Below are 21,758 nucleotides of genomic sequence, written 5' to 3' on the forward strand. Positions count from 1 at the left end.
GCGGGCGCGAAGGTCCTCCGCGGCAGCATACCGGCGGGCCCTGGGCTCAGAGGCCGAGAGGACAGGACCGAGAACATGCCAGCATCCGAGGAAACGTATCGCTCCCAGCCGGTCCTCCACATCATCTTCGCGGTGTCGTCGATCGCGATGACGCTGTCGATCGTCTGGATGATCATGGCGGACCACCTCCGCCCGTGGAAGCAGGTCCAGCGTGACTTCCAGCAGGTCGAGCGCGCCAAGCTCGAGGCCTCGGAGAACGAAGCCCTCACGAAGCAGAAGGAGACCGCCCAGGCGAAGATCGACGCCATCGACGCGGAGATCAAGCAGGCCGAGGCGAACGCGGGGAATCGGAGGTCGGAGCTCCGGAAGGTCGAGGGGGCGCTGAGCGGCCTGAAGGCCAAGGCCGAGGAGCTCGACACCGCCCGCAAGTTCAAGAAGGCCGAGCTCGACAGCCTCCGGAGCTTCTACGACGGCATGATCGAGCGCGGCGAGGAGGCCAAGGCCCGCCGCTACCTCAACACCACGATCGCCGAGGCCGAGAAGCAGCTCGCCCAGCTCTCCAAGGACCTGGAAGCGGCCCAGGACAATCTCAAGAAGAAGGAGGCCCAGCAGGAAGAGCTGCTCGGCTACGTCGACCGCCTCACCAAGGACCGGGACAAGTACACCCGGGACTACGACCGGGCGAGACGCGTCCTCGAGCAGAAGGAGGCCCAGCACTTCGGCCTCCGGGCCTGGCTCCGCGGCCTGCCGGGCATCGACATGGCGGCGCCCCCGACCAAGATCCAGCAGATCAGCCTCCCCGAACTGACCATCAACTACAACTTCAAGGAAGTCCCCCGCTACGACCGCTGCACGACCTGCCACCAGGGCATCGACCGCCTCGGCTACGACAAGGACGCCGAGGGGAAGCCGATGCCCGAGGTCTTCGCCGCCCACCCGTTCCTGACCAACGGTGCGATCACGACCGACACGAAGGGCCGGAAGGTGACCGCCGGTCTCTACCTCGACCCCAACGGCCCCCACCCGATCAACAGCTTCGGCTGCACGATCTGCCACGGGGGGCAGGGGTCCGGGACCGACTTCACCTTCTCCTCGCACACCCCCGCGGACCTTGAGGAGGAAGAGCACTGGAAGTCCCAGTACGGGTGGCAGGAGATCCACCACTGGGATTACCCCATGCTGCCGGCCCGGTTCACGGAGTCGAGCTGCTTGAAGTGCCACCACCAGGTCACTGACGTCCCCCAGGCGAAGAAGCTCCAGGCCGGCTACCAGCGGATCGTCCGTTTCGGCTGCACGGGCTGCCACACCATCGGCGGCGAGGGCTCCTTCGGACCCGACCTGACCGACGAGCGGGCCGTGGGCCCGAACCTGGGCCACATCGGCTCCAAGGTCACCCCCGAGTTCGTCGCCAGGTGGATCAAGGATCCGCACGCCTTCCGGCCCGACTCCCGGATGCCCCGGTTCTACGGCGTGACCAACAACGATGCGCCGGAGGACCGGGCGAAGACCGACGCCGAGATCCAGGCGGTCACCCACTACCTCTTCGCCCGCAGCACGCCGCCGGAGAACTTCGAGGCGACACCGGCCTCGACCGACCCGAAGCGTGGCAAGGAGCTGTTCCTCCAGAAGGGCTGCCTGGCCTGCCATCAGCATCGCCCCTACGACGCCGCGTCCGTCCAGCCCGCGGATCGGGACCACCTGAATCCCGCCTACAAGCCCGACCCCTCGACGATGTACGAGCCGGGGAGCTTCCCGGAGGCGGTCCGCGAGTACGCGAAGGCGGACTACGGCCCGAACCTCGGCAACATCGCGGCCAAGTTCCAGGCCCGGGCCGACAAGGGGCAGAACTGGCTCGCCAACTGGATCCAGAACCCGGAGAAGTACCACACCAAGAGCCTGATGCCGAACCTCCAGGTCACGTTCCAGGAGGCCGCGGACATCGCCGCGTGGCTGATCAGCGTGCCGGCCGACTGGCCGGTCGAGGTCAAGGTCGCTCCCGTCTCCGACAAGGAGGTCGGCCCCGCTCTCGACGAGCTCGTGAAGCTCTACGTCTCCAAGGGGGGCTTCAAGGGCAAGGCGAAGGACGCCAAGCTCGAGGCGGTCCCGCTCAGCGAGGTCGACGCGTTCGTCGGCAAGCTGAGCACCGACGACAAGCTCTACTTCATCGGCGAGAAGACGATCGGGCGGCTGGGCTGCTTCGGCTGCCATTCGATCCCCGGGTTCGAGAACGCCAAGCCGATCGGCACGCCGCTCAACGACTGGGGCATCAAGAGCCCCGCGCGGCTCGACTTCGGCCACATCCTCGAATATCTGGAGGACAAGCAGGCCGCATCCGGGGGCGATCGCGACGGCACCGACCGGTATTACCAGGAGCAGCTCGGCCACGAGACCCGCATCGGCTTCCTCTACCAGAAGCTGCACCGGCCCCGCAGCTACGATTACCTCAAGAACAAGGACCGGTACAAGACCTGGGACGACCGCCTGCGGATGCCCCAGTTCGCCTGGGCCAACGACCCGGCGGCCGTCGAGGAGGTGATGACCTTCATCCTGGGCCTGACCGGAGAGAGGATCGGCTCCCGATACCTGGCGAAGACGAAGTACAACCTGGCCAAGAACGCGCTCGCCGCCGGCACCAAGGTCCTCAATCGCTTCAACTGCGCGGCCTGTCACGTCCTCGAGATGCCGAAGTACACCATCCCGGAGGGCACCACGGTCGCGGACGCGTTCACCGACTTCAAGACGAACGTCCGTTCGTCCTACACGGCGAGGAACGGGGACTTCATCCCCTCGCTCTATCCCAACCTGACCTTCGATCCGGCGAAGAAGCTGGACGCGGAGAGCATCGAGAAGGAGATGGCCCTCCTCCCCGACGACGGCAAGGCCCCGGTGATCATCGAGGGGATGCCCATCGGGCTCTTCGAGGACGAGCTCACGGTGCAGCTCTGGAAGCCGGTGACCATCCGCGGCTACACGTTCAACATCGGCGACAACGTGACCCTCGATCAGAAGAAGATCCAGAAGTCCCCTTCGGTCGGCGGCGACTTCGCCTGGCTCTACGCGACCGTCGCCCAGGAGAAGGCCGGTTCGAGCTTCGAGGCGTTCTGGAATCGACTGCCACCCCCTCTGCTCCGGGAAGGGAACAAGGTCCAGACCCCGTGGCTGGCGCTCTTCCTCAAGGACCCGTACGCGATCCGGCCCGCCGCCCAGCTCCGGATGCCGAGGTTCCACTACGGCAAGGTGGACGGCGACCAGAGCCGGGAGACCGAGGATATCGCCGACTACTTCGCGGCGCGCGACGGGGCGGAGTTCCCGTACCAGTCGATCGTGCAGCAGCAGGCGGGGTACGTGGCGGAGCGGAACAAGGTCCACCCCGACTACCTCGGATCCGGCTGGACGATGATGGCCAACAAGGGCTCGCCGTGCATCCAGTGCCATGCGATCGGGGCGTTCAAGCCGACGGGCGGCGATCAGGTGGTGAACGGCCCCGACCTGCGCCAGGTGTCGTCTCGGTTCCGGCCGGGCTTCCTCGAGACCTGGATCGCCAACCCCAAGCGGCTGGTCCCCTACACGGCGATGCCGCAGAACGTGGCGCCCCACGGGGACGTCCAGCTCCCGGTGCCGAAGACATTCGAGAAGCAGCCGCTGGAGATGGTCCGCGCCATCCGCGACACGCTCCTGAACTTCGGCAGCGTCGTGGAGCAGCAGCTCGTGGCGGCCGCGGCGAATCCCCCCGCGGCCCCGGCGCCGTCACCGACTCCGACACCGGCCGAGGTGAAGCCGCCCGCCCCCGCGGCGGCCGCTCCGGCCCCGAAGCCCACCGGCGGCGGCGAATAGCCCCGGCCGGAGATGGTTGCCGCCGCCGCATCCTTGTGCGGAGGCGGCCGAGGGCCGACAATGAACGCATCCGGCGAGATCGCCGCTCAGGGGCGATCCACCCGGCGGCGTTCCGCCCCGCCGGCCCGCCCCCAATCCCGCCTTCTCTTGCGAGGAGAGATCAGGAGAAAGTCATGAAGTGCACCTGGACCGACAATCGGGTCGTGCTCCGAGCCGGCCTGGCGGCAGCCCTGATGGCCGCGGCCTCCGGCTGCGGAGGTCCCGCGACGGAAACCGACAGCGCCGTGGTCACGCCGACCAAGCCCTCGGCCGCCTCGACATCCAAGCCCGCCGCCCCGGCCGCTTCGGGCGCGCCGACCTCGGCCGCCACGGAGGCCCCGGCGCCGGCCGCGTCCGCCGCGCCCGTAAAGGCGGAGGGCTTCGGCACGCTCAAGGGCCAGGTCGTCTTCGCGGGCGATCCGCCCCCGTCCAAGGTCCTCTTCGAGAAGGGCAAGGCCGCCAAGGATCCGGATGTCTGCGCCAAGGACGCGCCGCTCCTCTCGGAGGCGCTCGTCGTGGACAGCGGCAGCAAGGGGGTCAAGAACGTCCTGGTTTACATCACCAAGCCCACGGCGGTCAGCGACGATGCCAAGAAGGCGGCGGCCTCGGCCAACGTCGTCTTCGACCAGAGCAAGTGCATCTTCGAGCCCCACGTCCTGGGATTGATGGCCGGCGTCCCGATCACGATCAAGTCGAGCGATCCCGTACAGCACAACGTCGATTCAAAATTGAAGAACAACGGATTCAATAATATTCTGGCTGCGGGAGCCAAACAGCCCTACACTCCGACGGCCGCGGAGCGCATGCCGGGAGAAGTGATCTGCGATATCCATTCCTGGATGAGAGCCTGGTGGATGGTCTTTGATCATCCCTATTTCGCCGTGACCGACGCCAAGGGCAACTTCGAGATCAAGAACGTCCCCGCCGGCACGCAGAAGATCGTCGTCTGGCAGGAATCGCTGGACAAGAACGGCTTCCTCACGGCACCGTCCGGAGAGGACATCCTGATCAAGGCGAACGACACCGTCTCTCACGAATTCAAGCTCGAGCCCTCGCGGCTTCGAGCTCAGTAATTCCGCCTTCCATCCCCCTGACTTCCCCCCCACGGGCCGCGTGCCCGGCCGAGGCTGCCCCTCCGGGGACCATCGTCCTCCGGGTGGCCTCGGTTCATCCCCACCCCATGAGGTTCGGTACGTCATGAGATCGGTCTTTCATCGCTGGGCCATGCCCGGACTCGCCCTGGCTTGCGTCGTCGCCACCACGTCGGCCGCATCGGCCCAGTCGGAATACGGAACCATCAAGGGCCGCCTCGTCTGGGGTGGTTCCGAGGTCCCTCCCGAGAAGAATCTCATCGAGAAAGGGAAGGCCCCCAAGGACGCGGAAACCTGCGGGAACTCGGGCCCGATCGTCTCGAGAGAGCTCGTCGTGGACCCCGCCACGAAGGGGATCTCGTACGGATTCGTCTACCTGGCCCGCCCGAACGGGAGCAACCCGGAGGCGGTCAAGGCGCTCCTCACCAAGTCCCCTAAGGTGGAGCTCGATCAGAAGGGCTGCGAGTTCCTCCCCTATGCCCAGTGCTTCCACCAGGATCAAAAGCTCGTGATCAAGTCGAGCGATCCCGTGAATCACAACGTGCGGTATGCCGCCTTCGCCAACTCCCCGTTCAACCAGATCCTCGCCCCGAACGGCCAGGTCGAGATCAGCCTCGTCGCGGAGAAGCGTCCGATCGTGGTCGCCTGCGACATTCATTCCTGGATGAAGAGCTATCTCATGGTCTTCGACCATCCCTTCTTCGCCGTCACCGGTAAGGACGGCTCGTTCGAGATCAAGGGGGTCCCGGCCGGCACCCAGAACGTCGTGCTCTGGCAGGAGAAGGTGGGCTACGTCGACACCAAGACGAAGGCGAAGGGCATCCCCGTCACGGTCACCGCGGGCGAGGTCACCGACCTGGGCGACGTGAAGATCGAGCCGTCGCAGGTGAAGTGAATTTGGTCGGGCTCGCTCGCCGCCTAGACGAGCGGGCCCGCCTCCCCAACCGACCGCGAGCCATGACCAGATACCGCATCGCCCGCCTCCTCCAGATGCTCGGGATGCTCATTCTCCCGTTCGGGATCGCCTCCGAGCTCATGGGCAAGGTCGGCCTCGGGCAATCGCTCCTGATCGCGGCCGGCGGGATGGTCGTCTTCTACGCCGGCTTCGTCCTCCAGGATCGGACCTCCTGAGCCGCGCGGAGGACCGGCCGCGGCGATGGTGTCCGACCCGACTCGGGTTCCCGAGAACCGAGGGCCCGATGGCATGGGAGCATCGCTCTGATTCGAGGCGGCCTTGCACAAGCTCCCGGCAAGCCCGCTGGATCCAGCCGGGCCCGTCGGCATCCCTCCCGCGAGCCCGGTGCAAGCCGGGGGGTTGGTATCAGATTTGCCATTGCATGTTCCCGCCGGGATCGTTTCCAATGCACTGACGTCCGTGGCCTGGTGAGCATTTCCAGGGCAGCGTCCGGAGGACACCGCTCCGCGAGCCTGGCTTGGTCATGGGACGGCTGGACGACCAGCCCTGACATCGATCGATCTTGATTCCAGGAAGGGAGATCGACCAGGTTGAAAGGCACCCTTCGTTCGCCCCGGCCCGAGTCGTCGCCCGTCCTCAGGTCCGGCGACCGCGGACCTCTGTGCCGGATCTCGATCGACCGACGGAGTGATGGGCCGGGGGCGCTCGCGGGCGTGGTCCAGCTCGTACGCGTCGTCGTCCTGCTGGTCCTGGCGGTTATCTCGGTGGCGCCCCCGCCGACTGCTCTCGGACAGGGGATCAATCGGACGGCGGCGAAGTTCATCCCCGATTCGAGCGGGCCGGCCGAGACCCTGCTCCGGAACGCGGCCAACCACGCGAAAGCCGGCCAGTGGGCCGAGGCGGTCGGGATCTATCAGCGGATCATCGACCAGTACGGCGACAAGGTCGCGAGCCTCCCCCGCGATCCGGCCGCGAATCCCGCCTCGGATCCGGGGGCGGAATTCCAGGTCTTCGTCGACCTCCGCGCGTTCTGCCATCGGTCCCTGGCCCTGCTCCCGCCCGAGGCCCGGGCCATCTATCGGGGGCGGATCGATCCGGTCGCGGAAGGGTGGTTCCGGGACGGCTCCGCCAGGCGAGACGTCTCGACGCTCCGGAGGATCGTCGACCTGGCCTTCTGCAGCACCTGGGGAGACGACGCGCTCGAGCTGCTGGGAGACATCGCCTTCCAGGACGGCCGCTTCGGCGAGGCCCTCGCCGCGTATCGCCAGATCGTCCCCGGTCGGGAAGGGGCGGGCTATCACCTCGTCTATCCCGACCCGAGCGTCGATGTCGCGCGGCTCGCCGCCAAGGCGATCCTCTGCCGGGCCGCCGCGGGAGAGACGCTCGACGTGGCGGCGGAGCTCGCCGAGTACTCCGGCCGATACCGGGACGCAAGCGGCTCTCTGGCCGGACGAAAAGGGGCCTACGCCACCATCCTCAAGGAGGCCCTCCAGGCCGATCATCTGGCGCCGAGGTCCGAGCCCGACGGCCGCTGGCCGACCTTCGCCGGCAGCCTACGGCGCCAGCGGGTCATCCCGGAGGCGGTCGACGTCGGTTCCCAGCAATGGCGGGTCCCGCTGGATCGCGTCAGCGGCGGCCACGCGGGCAATTCCTACGGGAACATCCGCGGGATGGCCGCGAGCCCCCAGGGCCCTCCCGGAGAGCGGCTGCTCGCCTATCATCCGATCGTGCTCGGGGACCAGGTGATCGTCGGGGACGGGACCAGGGTCCTGGCCTACAACCTCAACGATCGCCCCGCCGGCCGTCCCGGCTCGGCGCCCACGGCCATCGAGCCGGTCTGGAAGCACGACCCGCAGACGATCATCCCGCAAGCCTACAAGAACAGCACGAGCATCCCGAGGTATACCCTCACCGCGGTCGGGAACCGGATCTACGCGCGGATGGGCCCGGCCACGCCGTCGGCCTTCGTCCCCGTGGGCCGGGGGTCGGGCGGCGCCTCCAGCTACATCATCGCCCTCGACTGGAAGGCCCAGGGCAAGCTCCTCTGGATCCAGCGGGCCGCGGACCTGGCGCTGCCCAACCGCGGGCCGACGCTCCCGAATCGGTCGGTGAACTTCGAGGGGACGCCGGTCGCGGACGGCAGGAACGTGTACCTGGCCGTCACGGATCGACGCGAGCAGACCTCGACGTACGTGGCCTGCTTCGACGCCGAGACCGGCGTGCGCCGCTGGGTGCGATACCTCGGGGCGGCCTCCCCGGACACGGACAATTTCATGGGGATGGGGATGCCCTTCAACCCGCCCCCGCCCAGCGATTTCGGGCATCGGCTCCTGTCCCTGGAGGGGCCTTATCTCTACTACCAGACGAGCCTCGGCGCCGTGGTCGCACTCGAGGCCGAGACGGGCTCGATCCGCTGGATCGCCAACTATCCCCGGCAGGATCAGACCAGGTCCAACGGCAGCGACCGCGACCTGAACCCGGCCATTGTCCACGACGGCCTGGTCTTCGTCGCCCCCAGCGACGCGTCGGCCATCTTCGCGTTCCACGCCGACAACGGTCGGCTCGCGTGGAAGTCCGACCCGATCCCCGACGAGGTCAAGGTGACCCACCTCCTGGGGGTGGCGAAGGGACGGTTGGTGGCCACGGGAGATCGCGTCCTGCTGCTCGACTCCCGGACGGGGAAGCTGGTCTCGACCTGGCCCGACTCCGGCAAGTCGGAAGGGTATGGGCGCGGCCTGCTGGCCGGCGACCGGATCTACTGGCCGACCAAGGACCGCATCGAGGTGCTCGATCAGTCGAGCGGGCTGAGGGCCGAGCCGCCGATCAGGCTGATGGAGAGCTATCACACGACCGGGGGGAATCTCGTCGCCGGGGATGGCTTCCTGATCATCGCCCAGGCCGATGCGCTGGTCGTGTTCTGCCAGAACAGCCGTCTCATCGAGCGGTATCGCGAGGAGCTGGTCCGCGACCCGAACCAGGCCTCGACGCACTACCGGCTCGCGCGGGCCGCCGAGGCCGTAGGCCGGGACCAGCTCGCGCTCGAATCCTACGACCTGGCCGTCCGCCATGCCCGGGCCTCGGAGACGGTCGACGGCCAGCCGCTCGCCGAGGTGGCCGTCGACCACGAGTATCAGCTCCTGATCCGACTCGGCGAGCAGGAGCGCGGGGCCGGCGCCCACGGCGGGGCGGCCGCCAGCTTCGAGAAGGCTTCCCGCCTGGCACGCGGGGCCGCGGATCGACTCCGCGCCCGGCTCTCCCTCGCCGAGGTCCAGTTCGAGGGCGGGCATCCCGACCAGGCCGTCTCCATCCTGGGCTCCGTCCTGGCCGACGAGCCGTTGCGAAGCCTGACGGTGGACTCCGAGGACGGGCATCGGGCGGTCCGTGCGGACCTGCTGATCGGCGATCGGCTCTCGGCGATCCTGAAGAAGTGCGGCCGGCCGATCTACGAGCCGTACGACAAGAAGGCGAAAGAGTTGCTGGAGCAGGGCCGCCGCGATCAGGATGCCAGGGTGCTCGACGAGATCGCCAAGGCGTATCCGGCCGCGCTGATCGTCCCGGAATCGATCTTCGAGCTGGCGAAGCTGCACGAGTCCGCGGGTCGGCCCGCGCAGGCCGCCCGGGCCTACAAGCGGCTGCTCACGCTCGGGACGATCCCGGACGCGGATCGAGGGCGGGCGCTCCTGCGGCTCGCTCGCGTCTTCCAGGCGCAGAACTACCTGGTCGCGGCGCGTGACGCCTACCTCGATCTCCAGGCGCGTCACGGCCGCCTCCGGCTCCCCGACGTGATGCCGAATCTGACCCTGGGCGAGATCGCGGCCGCCGAGCTGGCGAGTCCTGCGCTCTCGCAGATCTCCGCCGGCCAGCCGAGGCCGCCGCTGCCGCTGCCGCTCTCCCGGACGTGGCACCGCGAATCGCCGGACACGCAGCCCCTACGCGTACTGACCGCGGCCGGCGTCCTGCCGGGGCTGCAATCCTGCCGCGCCTTCGTCCTCGACGGCTCGCGCATCAGCCCCCTGGATCCATCCAGCGGGGAAGGACGATGGACCGTGGATCTCGAGGCGTCCGCCTCCTGGATCGGCTACCTGTCCGACAAGCTCCTGGCCGGCAACACCCAGCGGGTGGTCGCGGTCGATCCGACCACCGGGCAGGAACAGTGGCGGTTCTCCCAGCAGCCGTCGAGCCGCGGGCGGCGCGGGCCGGACCCCTTCGCCAAACCCGGCCCGAAGCCGGAAGCCCAGGCCGGCGCCACCGCCGCGTCCGCCTCGCTCCACGGATTCCAACTGTCCGGGCATCGGCTCTTCTGCCTTCGCGGGGACCATGAACTCGTCGCGCTCGACGGCGAGAGCGGGGCCACCGAGTGGGTCTTCCGGTCGCCGGGCGGGCCGATCAATGAGAATCTCTGGATCGGCACCGATCGGATCGTCTTGCAGGTCCAGGGCCCCTCGCAACTGCTCGTCCTGGAGACGGAGAGCGGCCGCCTCGTGGTGCATACGCCGCTGGCCGACGGTGAGCAGCTCGAGCGGCCCCCGGTCCCGATCGACGAGGACCACGTCCTGGTCGTCCCGGACAGGAGGACCGTCAAGAAGTTCGACATGAGCCGGGGGCAGTTCATCTGGGACTATCGCGAGAGCGCCGAGATGCCCGTCAACGGGCCCCCGCGGGCCATGGTCGACGCGGAGCGGCTGCTGGTCCTCCACGACGGCCGATTGCTGATCCGGCTGGACCCGGTCAACGGCTCGCGGCGATGGTCGATCACGCTGGGGATCGAGGACCTGAGCGGGCGTCCCGACGCGATCGCCTGCGACGATCGGCGGGTCTACTGCGTGAGCCGGAAGAGCCTCCGCGCGTTCTCGATCGAGGACGGCACTCCGCTCTGGAGCCAGCAGCTCAGCGGCCCGGACAATGCCGCCTGGTCCATCGCGCTGTCCGCCCGCTGCGTCGTCGCCTATCCGATCCTCGCCGAGGATGAGCTCCGGAGCTTGCCCGTCATCGTTCGCCGTCAGGATACCGGGGCGCTCGTCCAGCGGTTCGTCTTCCCGGTCGCGATCTCGGACGTCAAGATGCGACTGGATCCCGGAGGTGCACTCGTGTCGACAAACCAGGCCCTCTGGGCACTCGCCGGGAGGGACCGGATCAAGGCCCCACGCCCCGATGCACCCCCCGACGGGAGTCGGCGATGAGACACGTCTCCTCCGGCCGCCGGGCCGGGGCGTGTGCCGCCTCCGCGGGGCGAACGGATGGCCGACGACAGGGCACATCCACTCATAAAGAGGAGATCATGGAGTGAGCGACACAGATCAAGAACCGGCCGAGCCCCTCCCGGCCGGGGACCTCGAGGCGGTCGAGCGGCTCAGGGACGCCTTCCAGAAGCTCAAGGCGGAGATGGGCAAGGTGATCGTGGGGCAGCACGAGGTGCTCGAGCAGCTCCTCGTCGCCATCTTCGCCCGCGGCCACTGCCTCCTGATCGGGGTGCCCGGGCTCGCCAAGACGCTGATGATCCACACCCTGGCGGATTCCCTGAACCTGACCTACAACCGGATCCAGTTCACGCCCGACCTGATGCCCTCGGATATCACGGGTACGGAGGTGATCCAGGAGGACAAGGCGACCGGCGGCCGCGCTTTCAAGTTCCTCCGCGGGCCCATCTTCGCGAACATCGTGCTGGCGGACGAGATCAATCGAACTCCCCCCAAGACCCAGGCGGCCTTGCTGGAGGCGATGCAGGAGCGGCAGGTCACGGTCGGCGGCGAACGCCATCGCCTGCCCGACCCCTTCTTCGTCCTCGCCACCCAGAACCCCATCGAGCAGGAGGGGACCTATCCGCTCCCCGAGGCCCAGCTCGACCGGTTCATGCTCAACATCCTGGTGGACTACCCCTCGGAGGACGAGGAGCTCGAGGTCGTCCGGATGACCACCTCCATCCAGCGGCATACCATCTCGAAGGCCCTCTCCGGCAACGAGATCCTGGGCCTCCAGGAGATCGTCCGCAAGGTCCCGGTCGCGGACCACGTGGCCCGCTATGCCGTCCGCCTCGCCAGGGCGACCCGGCGCGAGAAGGATGGGGTCCCGAACTTCGTGCGCGACTACGTGAGCTGGGGCGCCGGCCCGAGGGCCAGCCAGTACCTGGTACTCGCCGCGAAGGCCAGGGCGGTGCTCCACGGCCATTACCACGTGTCGACCGAGGACATCCGATCGGTGGCCATCCCGGTGCTGCGGCACCGGATCATCACCAACTTCAACGCCGAGGCCGAGGGGCTGAAGCCCGACGACATCGTCCGGCGGCTCATCGACGCCATCCCCGTAGACGATCACGAGGCCGAGCACAGTGGACGAATCCCCAAACTATTTAGATCCGCAAACGCTGGCTAGCCTCGAGGGCCTGGAGCTCCAGGCCAGGCTGCTCGTCGAGGGCTACGTCGCCGGCTCCCACAAGAGCCCGTACCACGGCTTCTCCGTGGAATTCGCGGACTACAGGGAGTACGTGCCCGGGGACGACATCCGCCACGTGGACTGGAAGGTCTGGTCCAAGACGGACAAGCTCTACCTGAAGCAGTACGAGGAGGAGACGAACCTCCTCCTCTACATGCTCCTGGACTCGAGCGAGTCCATGTCCTACGCGTCGGGCCGGAACATCTCCAAGTTCAAGTACGCGCAGCTCGTCATCGCGGCCCTGTCGTACATGGTCATCCAGCAGCGCGATTCCGTGGGCCTGGCGCTCTTCGACGACGCCGTCCGGCGCTACCTGAAGCCGGCGGGCCAGCCCGTCCACCTGAAGGAGATGCTCCACGTCCTGGACGTGACCCCGGCGCGGGAGAAGTCGAACATGGGCGCCGTCTTCCACGACCTGGCCGAGCGCTTCAAGCGCCGCGGGGTGGTCGCGATCTTCTCCGATTTCTTCGACGACCCGGAGAAGATCCTGTCCGGCCTCAAGCACTTCCGGCACCGCCGTCACGAGGTGATCGTCTTCCACATCCTGGACCCGGCCGAGGTCGAATTCCCGTTCCGGGATCCGACGCTCTTCCGGGGCATGGAGGGGCTGCCCGACGTGATGGCCGAGCCGCATTCCCTGCGGAGGGCGTATCAGGACGAGCTGCGGTCGTTCCTGGACACGCTCCGGACGGGCTGCCGATTGATCAACATCGACTATGTCCCCCTCCGGTCGGACCAAAGCCTGGACGGGCCCTTGTCCAGTTACCTCGCATCACGGTCCGCCCGGGCCCTCTGAGGGTGCCGGCCGACTCGCCGTGGAGACCGCTCCATGCCCCCCGCCTCGTTCCCGCCGCTCCTGGCGCTGACCTTCGGCAACCTCCCGATGCTCGCGGGCCTCGCGGCGGCGGCGATCCCGATCCTGATCCACCTGCTGAATCGCCGCAAGTTCCGCGAGACGCGGTGGGCGGCGATGCGGTTCCTGGTCGCGGCCATCCGGAAGAATCAGCGGAGGATCCGGATCGAGCAGTGGCTCCTGCTGGCCGTGCGGACGCTCCTGATCGTGCTGGTGGTCACGGCGATGGCCAAGCCGCTGCTGGAGGCGTTCGGGAACGTGGTCTCGGGCCGTCGGACCCATCGGGTGCTGGTCCTCGACGGCTCGCTGAGCATGGGCCACGCCACGGCCGGCACGACCCGGTTCGACCAGGCCAAGGTCCTGGCGGCGCAGCTCGTGAAGGACTCCCGGCCCGGTGACGCCATCAGCCTGATCCTAATGGGGGAGCCGCCCCGGATCCTGATCGGCGACCCCACGCCGAACCAGGCCGAGGTCCAGAAGGAGATCCAGGAGCTGCCGATCACCCACGGGGCGACCAACCTGGTGGCGACGTTCGAGGCCGTCGATCGCGTGCTCGAGGTCTCGTCCATCCCCCAGAAGGAGCTGATCTTCCTCACCGACCTCCAGGCGACGAGCTGGCGGCCGAAGGAAGGGTCCGCGAACGACGGGCTGGATCGCGTCGTGGCGCGGATCGAGGCCCGACAGCCGAGGTCCGTGGTGATCGACCTGGGGCGGGCCGGGTCCGAGAACCGTGCCGTCACCGGGCTCCAGATCGAGCGGCCGGTCGTGACCGCGGGCGCCACCGTCCCGGTGCGAGGCACCCTGCACAACTACGGGCCGTCCAGGGCCGAAGGCGTGCTCGTGCGGCTCAGCCTGGACGGCCGGGTCGGGCCCGAGCAGTCCGTCGACCTCCCGGTCGGCGAGGACGTGGCCGTCCTCTTCAACGAGCAATTCCTGACGGCCGGCGACCATGTCCTCGAGCTGAGCATGGACAACGATGCGCTGCCGCTCGACGACCGACGGACCATGGCCGTCCCCGTCCGCGACGCCGTCAAGGTCCTCCTGGTCGACGGCCAGTTCAAGTCGGAGCCGTTCCAGGCGGAGACCGACTACCTGGCCCAGGCCCTGGCCCCGACCGAGGGGTCGGCGAGCGAGGCGGCCCTGATGCGGGCCGACGTCATCCCCGAATCCCAGTTCTCGCGTCGCGAGCTGGGGAACAACTACGATGTCGTCGGGCTCTGCAACGTCGCCCAGTTCAGCCAGCCCGAGGTCGCGGCGCTCGAGGATTTCCTGGCGCAGGGAGGAGGGATCGTCGTCTTCGGCGGCGACCAGGTGATCGCCGACAACTACAATCGACTGCTCCACGCCGACGGGAACGGGCTGCTCCCGGCCGCGATCGGCCCGACGATCGGGGACGCGGTCGCGGCCAGGAAGCAGGGGGGCATTGGCCTCAATCCCCTGGGCTTCCGCCATCCCCTGATCGCGGACTTCCGCGGCGAGTCCGATCCGGTCACGGCCGGCCTGACCCGGGCGCTCACGTATCAACACCACAAGCTCGTGCTGCCGAAGGGCTCCGCCGCCAGGGTCGCGATCGCCTTCGACGACGGAGATCCGGCGATCGTGGAGGCGACCCGATCCCGGGGAAGGGTCTACCAGGTGGCGACCTCGGCGGACGCCGGCTGGACCTCCTGGCCGCTCCACAACAGCTACCTGCCCGTGATGCAACAGCTCTTCCTCCTGGCCGCCGCCGGCAAGCTCGAGGACCGCAACATCAGGGTGGGGCAGCCTTACGACCGCTCGTATCCGGCGACCGGGGCGGCCTCGACCGCCACGGTATCTACCCCCCGGGGTGGGTCGCTCAATGCCAGGTTGAAGGCCGCCGGGGGGCTGAGCCTGCTCCACTTCGAGCAGACCGACCTCGCCGGGGCCTACCAGGTGCGGGTCGGGCCGCCGCTGAATGACGAGAGCACCTTCGCCGCCAGCCCGGACCCCGCCGAGAGCGATCCCGCCAAGCTGGACCGGGCCGCCCTGGCGCAGAGAATTCCCGGTTGGAACTTCCTCCTCCTGGACAACTGGAGGGAGCTCAGCCGGAGCGCCGCATCGATGAACCGTCGAGGGGAGCTGCATCGCTCATTGCTGATCGGTGCCCTCATGCTGCTCCTGCTGGAATCGTTCCTGGCCTGGCGATTCGGCCATCACGAACCCTCTGCCTGAGGCATCCGCACGTTCATGGACTGGTTGCTCCGAAGACTCGCCGACGCCCTCGACGTGGCCCCGCCCGCGGCCGGGGAGGCCATCTCTCCGCATCTCCGCTTCGATCGTCCCTGGCCCCAGTGGATGCTGATCGCGGTCGTGGCGGGGGGGGCGGCCCTGATCATCTGGCTCTACCGCCGCGAGGGCCGGGCGTCGGCCGCGTACAAGGCCATGCTCGCGACGATCCGGATCGTCCTGATGCTCATGCTGGTGCTGATGATCGCCGAGACCGTCCTCTCGGTCGAGCGGACCGGCCTGCCGTACCTGACCATCATGGTCGACGATTCGGCGAGCGACGCGATCGCGGACCAGTACGACGATCCCGACGCGAGGGAAGCCCTCGAGAGCCTCGCCGGCCGGGCCGCATCCGCGCTGTCGGACGGCCCCGACAAGGCCCCTACCGCGGCCTCGACCTCGGCCCCGGGCGCGGCCCGCGAGCCGAGCCGACTCGACGTCGCCAAGGGCCTGATCCTCCGCGATCAGGCCCGGCTCATCCGCGAGCTACAGAAGCAGCACAAGGTCCGCCTCTACCTGGTCTCCAACTCCGCCCGCCCGCTCGCGGAGGTGGACGGCGAGGCTGAGATCGCCCCGGCCGTGGAGAAGCTGCGGAAGATCGAGGCCACGGGGAGCCAGTCCCGCCTCGGCGACGGCGCGCGGCAGGTCCTCACGGAGCTCCGGGGCGCCCCGCCCTCCGCCATCATCCTCCTATCCGACGGGCAAACGACGGAGGGAGAGCCGCTCGCCAAGGCGGCCGAGCTTGCCGCCCGCAAGGGCGTCCCCATCTTCCCCATCGGCCTGGGCAACTCGGAGCCGAACCGCGACCTGGAGCTGACCGAACTGCTCGTGGACGACGTGGTGTTCGTGGACGACGCCGTGCGCTTCCAGGCCAAGCTCCTCTCGCGGGGCTTCGCCGGGAAGAAGGTCCGGCTCTCGCTCAAGGAGCGCGATCCGACGAGCACGGATCCGACCTCGGCCCGCGAGATCGAGTCGACCGAGGTCGAGGTCCCGCCCGACGGCCAGCCCCGCCGGGTCGAGCTGGTCCATCATCCGAAGGCCACCGGGGAGCGGACCTACATCCTGGAGATCGACAGGCAGCCCCGGGAGCTGCAGGCGGAGAACAACCGGATCGAGCGCCCGGTCACCGTCCGCAAGGAGAAGCTCCGGATCCTCTTCGTCGAGAGCGAGCCACGCTTCGAGTTCCGCTACCTGAAGAACTTCCTGGAACGCGAGGAGACGATCGACCTGAACGTCGTGCTCCTCTCCTCGGATCCGGAGTACAACGAGCAGGACCGCTCGGCCATCCCGACCTTCCCGGCCGCCAAGGACGAGCTCTTTGCGTACGACGTGATCCTGGTCGGCGACGCCGACCCAAGCTTCCTGAGCACGTCGCAGATGCAGAACATGTTCGAGTTCGTGTCCGAGAAGGGGGGGGGAATCCTCTTCGTCGCCGGCGACGCGTTCAACCCGCTTTCCTATCGGGGCACCCCACTCGAGACGCTCCTGCCGATCGAGCTCAACGACGCGCGCAATCCCTCGGCCCAGGGCCTCGCGATCGCCTCCTTCCGCCCCGAGCTGACCGCGGAGGGGCGATCGAGCCCGATCTACCGGTTCGGCGCGACCGAGGCGGCGAGCGCGCAGATCTGGCAGGCACTCCCGGAGCTCTACTGGTACTTCGAGGCACCGCGGAAGAAGCCCGCGGCCATGGTCCTGGCGGAGCATCCCGGGGTGGTCGGAAGCGAGGGAAAGATCCCCCTCGATCTCTACCAGTTCTCGGGCGCCGGGAAGTCGATGTTCCACGCATTCGACGACACGTGGAGATGGCGGTTCCGCTCCGGGGATCGCTACTTCGGGCGGTTCTGGGTCCAGGCGATCCGATTCCTGGCACGGTCGAAGCTGGCCGGCCAGAGGAAGGCCGAGGTGGAGACCGATCGGCGCCGGTACGACCGCGGCCAGCCGATCCAGATTCGCGTCCGGTTCCCCAACCCCGCGCTCGTCCCTCCGGGCGGGGTGGTGACGGTCCAGGTCGAGCGGAACCGGGTCATCACCCGGAAGCTCAGCCTGGGCCCGGTCGCCGGCAACAAGAACGTCTTCGAGGGAGCCTTGCCGCAGGTCGCGGAGGGCGAATACCAGGTCCGGCTCACGGAGCCCATCCTCGACGGGCCCCTGCCGACGACGAGCTTCCGCGTCGACACCCCCGCCAGCGAGCTGGAGCGGACCCAGATGAACGAGCCGGAGCTCCGCAAGGTCGCGGCGGCGACCGGGGGGAAATTCTACACGCCGTTGACGGCGGACACGCTCCTCCAGGATCTCCCGAGCCCCGCCAAGGTCCCGCTCGACACCGATCCGCCCCGGGAGCTCTGGAATACCTGGCCCGTGCTGGGCCTCTTCCTCGGCCTGCTCGCGCTGGAATGGGTTCTCCGAAAGCGGAGGCAAATGGTATGATGGACGGAGCCGATCGCGGCCAGACCCGTCCGGGCGACCCCCCGCCCGGCGTCCCCTTCTCGCGTGGCCTCTTTCCCATCCTCTTGCAGTTCGTCGCGACGAGCGGTCCGGCGAGGAGGGGTCGATGAGCGAGCGCTATCTCGAGTCCCGCATCGCGGCCCTCAGGAACCAGGTGCGCCGCCGGCTCGTCTTTCACGGGCTGAGCTGGATGGTCGCCGCGATCGTCCCCGTGATGATCGTGGCCGGCCTGGCCGACTGGATCTTCCATCTCGACGTTTTCGTCCGATCGTTCCTGTTGCTCTGCCTCTGCGGGCTGGCCGGATGGATGGGCATTCGGGGGGTCCTCCGGCCTCTCCTGGTCCGCTTCGCCGACCTCGACATCGCCCTCAAGATCGAGCGCCGCTGGCCAGGGCTGAATGACCGCCTGGCCAGCACGATCCAGTTCCTTCGACTTGGCCGCGACGATCCCCGGTACGGCTCTCCCGAGCTCCGCGAGGCCACCATCAAGCAGGCGGTCGCGGAGACGCGAGCCATCGATTTCCGGGAGGCCATCGACCGCAAGCCGATCCTCCGGGCCGCCGGGCTGGCCGCCTCCGCCCTCGCGGCCGCCGCCGCCATCGGCCTGCTCGCGCCAACCTCCTCGCGGCTGGCGCTCCGCCGCCTGCTCTTCCCGTGGGGCGGCGACGCGTGGCCGCAGCAGACCCACCTGGTCCTGGATGAGGCGGGGACCACGCGGAAGATCGCCCGCGGCGACGCGTTCACGCTCGCCGTGGCGGTCCGGCCCGGCGACCGGGTCCCGGCCAACGCCCGGGTCACCTACGCGTTCGCGGACGGCGAGGAGTCGACCGAGCCCCTCCGGCCCACCGACGCCGGCCGCTTCCTCGGTCGCCTGGACAGCGTCAACCAGCCGTTCCGGTTCTCCGTCGCCGGCGGCGACGACGCCGACTCGATCCGGGACGTCCAGGTCCGGGTGGTCCCGCCGCCTGCGCTCAACAACCTCACGATCCGGCTGGTCTCGCCCCCCTACACGGGATTGCCGCCCCAGACGCTCGCCGCCGGGTTGACGACCTTCCGGGCTCTCCTCGGGACGACCGTCGAGATCGACGCGCAGGCCAACAAGCCGCTCGAATCCGCGGAGCTTCGCCTGGGCGAGAAGGTCCCGGCCGAGCCGCCCACCTTCAATCCGAACCGGACGGCATTCCACGCCCGGTTCGTGGCCCGGGAGAACGTGTCCTTCGACTTCTCGCTCCGGGACAAGGAGGGATTCCAGAACCGGGACGCCGTCCGCTATGACCTCCGGTTGGTCAAGGACGAGGCGCCCCGGGTTGTGATCGCCGAGCCCAGGAGCGACCGCGACGTCCCGGCCGACGCCGTGATCCCGGTGAAGATCGAGCTCGACGATGATTTCGGCCTCCATTCCGCGCGGCTCCTCTACCGGATCTCCGCGGGCGAATCCGAACCGCGCGAGGAGGTGGCCATTCCCCTCTGGTCGGCTGCCGGCACGGATTCCGTCCAGGGGCAGACGCCCTTCGTGAGGCACCAGGAGATCGCTCACGAGTGGAAGCTCGAGCCGCTCAAGCTCCCCGTCGGCTCGGTCATCGCCTTCCACGCCGACGCCCGCGACTTCGACGTCGTGAGCGGCCCGAACCAGGGCAAGAGCCGCGAGCTCCGGATTCGAATCGTCTCCAGGGAGGACGCCTCGCGCCAGTTCGACGACGCCCGCCGCGAGCTCCGCGAGGACATCGCCCGGCTGCTCACGATGCAGAAACAGGCCCTGACCCCGGTGGAGGAAGCGGAGCGGACCCTGGCCAGGACCGACAAGCTCTCCAAGCCCCAACGAGACAACCTGAACAACGCCGGCCTGATCCAGCGCCAGGTCGGGAGCCGGATGAGCAATCGAGACGACGGGCTCGAGCAGAAGCTTCGCCGTCTCCTCCAGGATCAGCGGGACTTCAAGCTCGCCAATCCCGAGGCGGAGCAGCAGTTGGCGGACATGGTCCGCCGACTCGAGACCGTCCGCGGCAAGCACTCGGAGCCCGCGGAACAGGCCCTCAGCCGGGCGAGCAAGAGTCTCGAGCGGGCCGGAGGCGACGCGGCTCCGGAGTCGAAGGAGGCCGTCGCCGAGACACGGCAGGAACCCTCGCCCGACCGTCCGGACGCGGGCGCCCCCCCTCGGGCGGCATCCGTGGCCCCCGAGCGGGCGGAAGCAAAGGGAACAAGCCCGACGCCGAAGGCCGAGCCCTCCGGCAAGGAGGCGAAGAAGGCCGACGGCCAGGCCCCTCGCCCCGAGCCCTCGCCCGGGCCCGACGCGTCGAAGGGCAGGCCCGAAGGCTCGACCAGGGATGAGGCCCGCAAGTCGCTGTCCGACGCCCGGTCGAACCAGAAGTCGATCGCCGACGAGCTCCAGAAGATGCTCGACAGCCTCGGCGAGTTCGAGACCTATCGCGGGGTCGTCAAGGATGCCCAGTCCCTGCTCAAGAAGCAGGAAGAGGCCATGAAGCAGGCCACGGATGCCGCCACGAATCCGGACCTGATGGCCAAGTCCGCCGAGGCGCTCACCCCGGAGCAGAAGGCCGAACTTGCCAACCTGGCCTCCCGGCAGTCCGAGGTGGCCAAGGGGATGCAGGGCTTGCAGGAGAAGATGAACGAGCTCTCCAGGCGGCTGGAGGAGTCCGATCCGCTCGGGGCCTCGGCCATGAAGGAGGCGGCCCGCCAGAGCCAGGCGCAGGGGACGACCGCCAAGATGGGCCAGGCCGCGGAGCAGATCGAGAAGAACCAGATGGGCCAGGCGCGGGCCGGGCAGGAGACCGCGCGCCAGGAGCTCAAGCAGCTCGTCGATGCCCTCCAGAACCGCCGCGAGCGCGAGCTCTCCCGACTCGTGAAGGAGCTCCGCCAGGCCGAATCGGACCTCCGCGACCTGCGGAAACGTCAGGCCCAGAACCTCAAGGCCACCCGCGACGCCCGTAAGAACCCCGACGCCAAGACCCGCCGCGACCAGCTCAAGAAGCTCGCCAAGGAGCAGGAGCAGATCCAGCAGGAGCTCAAGAAGCAGCTCCAGAGGCTCGCCAAGCTGAATGCCCAGCGCGCAGGCAAGGCCGGCGAGAACGCCGCGGAGAAGATGAGCAAGGCCCAGGGCGATCTCGATCAGGACCAGGGCGAGGAGGCGGACAAGGACGAGCAGGAGGCCCTGGCCGACCTGAACGACGCCCAGGATGAGCTCGAGAATACCCGCAAGGCGGCGGAGGAGAAACTGGGCATGGAGCAGCTCGCCCGCATGGGCGATAAGCTCAAGTCGCTCGCCGAGAGGCAGGCCAAGGCGCTCTCGGATGCGGAGAACTACGAGAACCTGCGCAAGCAGCAGGCGGGCAAGCTGACGATGGCCCAGCGGGCCGGGGTGAGAGGACTCGGGCAGGTCCAGTCGGGCCTCAAGGACGAGACCGGCGGTCTCGGCGAACAGCTCGAGGGGGCACCCGTCTTCTCGCTCATCCTCAAGCAGGCCGGCGAAAGCATGGCGACCGCCGCGGAACGCCTCCAGGCGCTCAAGACCGACGAGGAAACGCTGAGGGCCTCGCGGGCCGCGTCTCGCCGCTTCGATCAGTTGCTGGAATCCCTCAAGGCGGACAAGGCCAACGGCGGGCCCGGAGGTGGCGGTGGCGGTGGCGGTGGCGGCGGAGGAGGTGGCCAGGGAGGCGGGCAGGGGGGAGGCGATGGGATCCCCGCGACCGCGCAGCTCAAGATGCTCAGGACGCTCCAGCAGGAGCTCATCGAGCGGACCGAGACCCTGGATGAGACTCGCCGCCGCAACGTGCCGCTCACCCCGGACCAGGCGCGCGAGGCCGATCGTCTGGCGACGGACCAGGGGGCCCTGGCGGACCTCGTCCGCGACATGACCAGGCCCAAACACGACGATGGGGAGGAATGA

General features: G+C 68.6%; 10 protein-coding genes. All 10 read left to right on the top strand.

The features are described from left to right. The first annotated feature begins 75 nt into the window (after positions 1–75). Positions 76–3,834, top strand: coding sequence for a c-type cytochrome (locus G6O54_RS04690; protein ID WP_165220820.1), 3,759 nt, complete (start codon positions 76–78; stop codon positions 3,832–3,834). 173 nt (positions 3,835–4,007) lie between these two features. Then, positions 4,008–4,946: a hypothetical protein gene (locus G6O54_RS04695; RefSeq protein WP_165220823.1), complete on the top strand. Its 939-nt coding sequence runs from the start codon at positions 4,008–4,010 to the stop codon at positions 4,944–4,946. A 124-nt stretch (positions 4,947–5,070) separates the two neighbouring features. Further along, positions 5,071–5,859 (top strand): hypothetical protein, encoded by a 789-nt coding sequence (locus tag G6O54_RS04700; RefSeq protein WP_165220826.1) that lies wholly within the window; start codon positions 5,071–5,073, stop codon positions 5,857–5,859. 62 nt (positions 5,860–5,921) lie between these two features. Further along, positions 5,922–6,095, top strand: coding sequence for a hypothetical protein (locus G6O54_RS04705; protein ID WP_165220828.1), 174 nt, complete (start codon positions 5,922–5,924; stop codon positions 6,093–6,095). A gap of 375 nt (positions 6,096–6,470) precedes the next feature. Further along, on the top strand, positions 6,471–11,060 hold the full coding sequence (locus G6O54_RS04710) for an outer membrane protein assembly factor BamB family protein (protein ID WP_250846715.1): 4,590 nt from the start codon (positions 6,471–6,473) through the stop codon (positions 11,058–11,060). 103 nt (positions 11,061–11,163) lie between these two features. Continuing rightward, entirely contained in the window at positions 11,164–12,249 is a 1,086-nt protein-coding gene (locus G6O54_RS04715; RefSeq protein ID WP_250846716.1) for an AAA family ATPase, read from the top strand. Beyond that, positions 12,206–13,105, top strand: a complete 900-nt coding sequence (locus G6O54_RS04720; protein WP_165220830.1) for a DUF58 domain-containing protein — start codon at positions 12,206–12,208, stop codon at positions 13,103–13,105. Before G6O54_RS04715 ends, G6O54_RS04720 begins: the two co-directional genes overlap by 44 nt. Positions 13,106–13,138: 33 nt before the next feature. Further along, positions 13,139–15,355 carry a BatA domain-containing protein gene (locus G6O54_RS04725; protein WP_165220832.1) on the top strand — a complete coding sequence of 739 codons (2,217 nt, stop codon included), beginning with the start codon at positions 13,139–13,141 and terminating at the stop codon, positions 15,353–15,355. Between the two features lie 15 nt (positions 15,356–15,370). After that, a complete protein-coding gene (locus tag G6O54_RS04730) occupies positions 15,371–17,836 on the top strand; it encodes a VWA domain-containing protein (protein WP_165220834.1) in 2,466 nt (821 codons plus the stop codon). 124 nt (positions 17,837–17,960) lie between these two features. Next, complete coding sequence (locus tag G6O54_RS04735) at positions 17,961–21,758, top strand: DUF4175 family protein (RefSeq protein WP_165220836.1); 3,798 nt, start codon at positions 17,961–17,963, stop codon at positions 21,756–21,758.

Origin of the sequence: Aquisphaera insulae (assembly GCF_011064615.1) — a bacterium.
Lineage (GTDB): Bacteria > Planctomycetota > Planctomycetia > Isosphaerales > Isosphaeraceae > Aquisphaera > Aquisphaera insulae.

Excerpts from the sequence above, each read along its gene's own strand:
- G6O54_RS04705 (WP_165220828.1), top strand. The coding sequence starts at position 5,922 with ATGACCAGATACCGCATCGCCCGCCTCCTCCAGATGCTCGGGATGCTC.
- G6O54_RS04695 (WP_165220823.1), top strand. The coding sequence starts at position 4,008 with ATGAAGTGCACCTGGACCGACAATCGGGTCGTGCTCCGAGCCGGCCTG.
- G6O54_RS04690 (WP_165220820.1), top strand. The coding sequence starts at position 76 with ATGCCAGCATCCGAGGAAACGTATCGCTCCCAGCCGGTCCTCCACATC.
- G6O54_RS04700 (WP_165220826.1), top strand. The coding sequence starts at position 5,071 with ATGAGATCGGTCTTTCATCGCTGGGCCATGCCCGGACTCGCCCTGGCT.
- G6O54_RS04735 (WP_165220836.1), top strand. The coding sequence starts at position 17,961 with ATGAGCGAGCGCTATCTCGAGTCCCGCATCGCGGCCCTCAGGAACCAG.
- G6O54_RS04730 (WP_165220834.1), top strand. The coding sequence starts at position 15,371 with ATGGACTGGTTGCTCCGAAGACTCGCCGACGCCCTCGACGTGGCCCCG.
- G6O54_RS04725 (WP_165220832.1), top strand. The coding sequence starts at position 13,139 with ATGCCCCCCGCCTCGTTCCCGCCGCTCCTGGCGCTGACCTTCGGCAAC.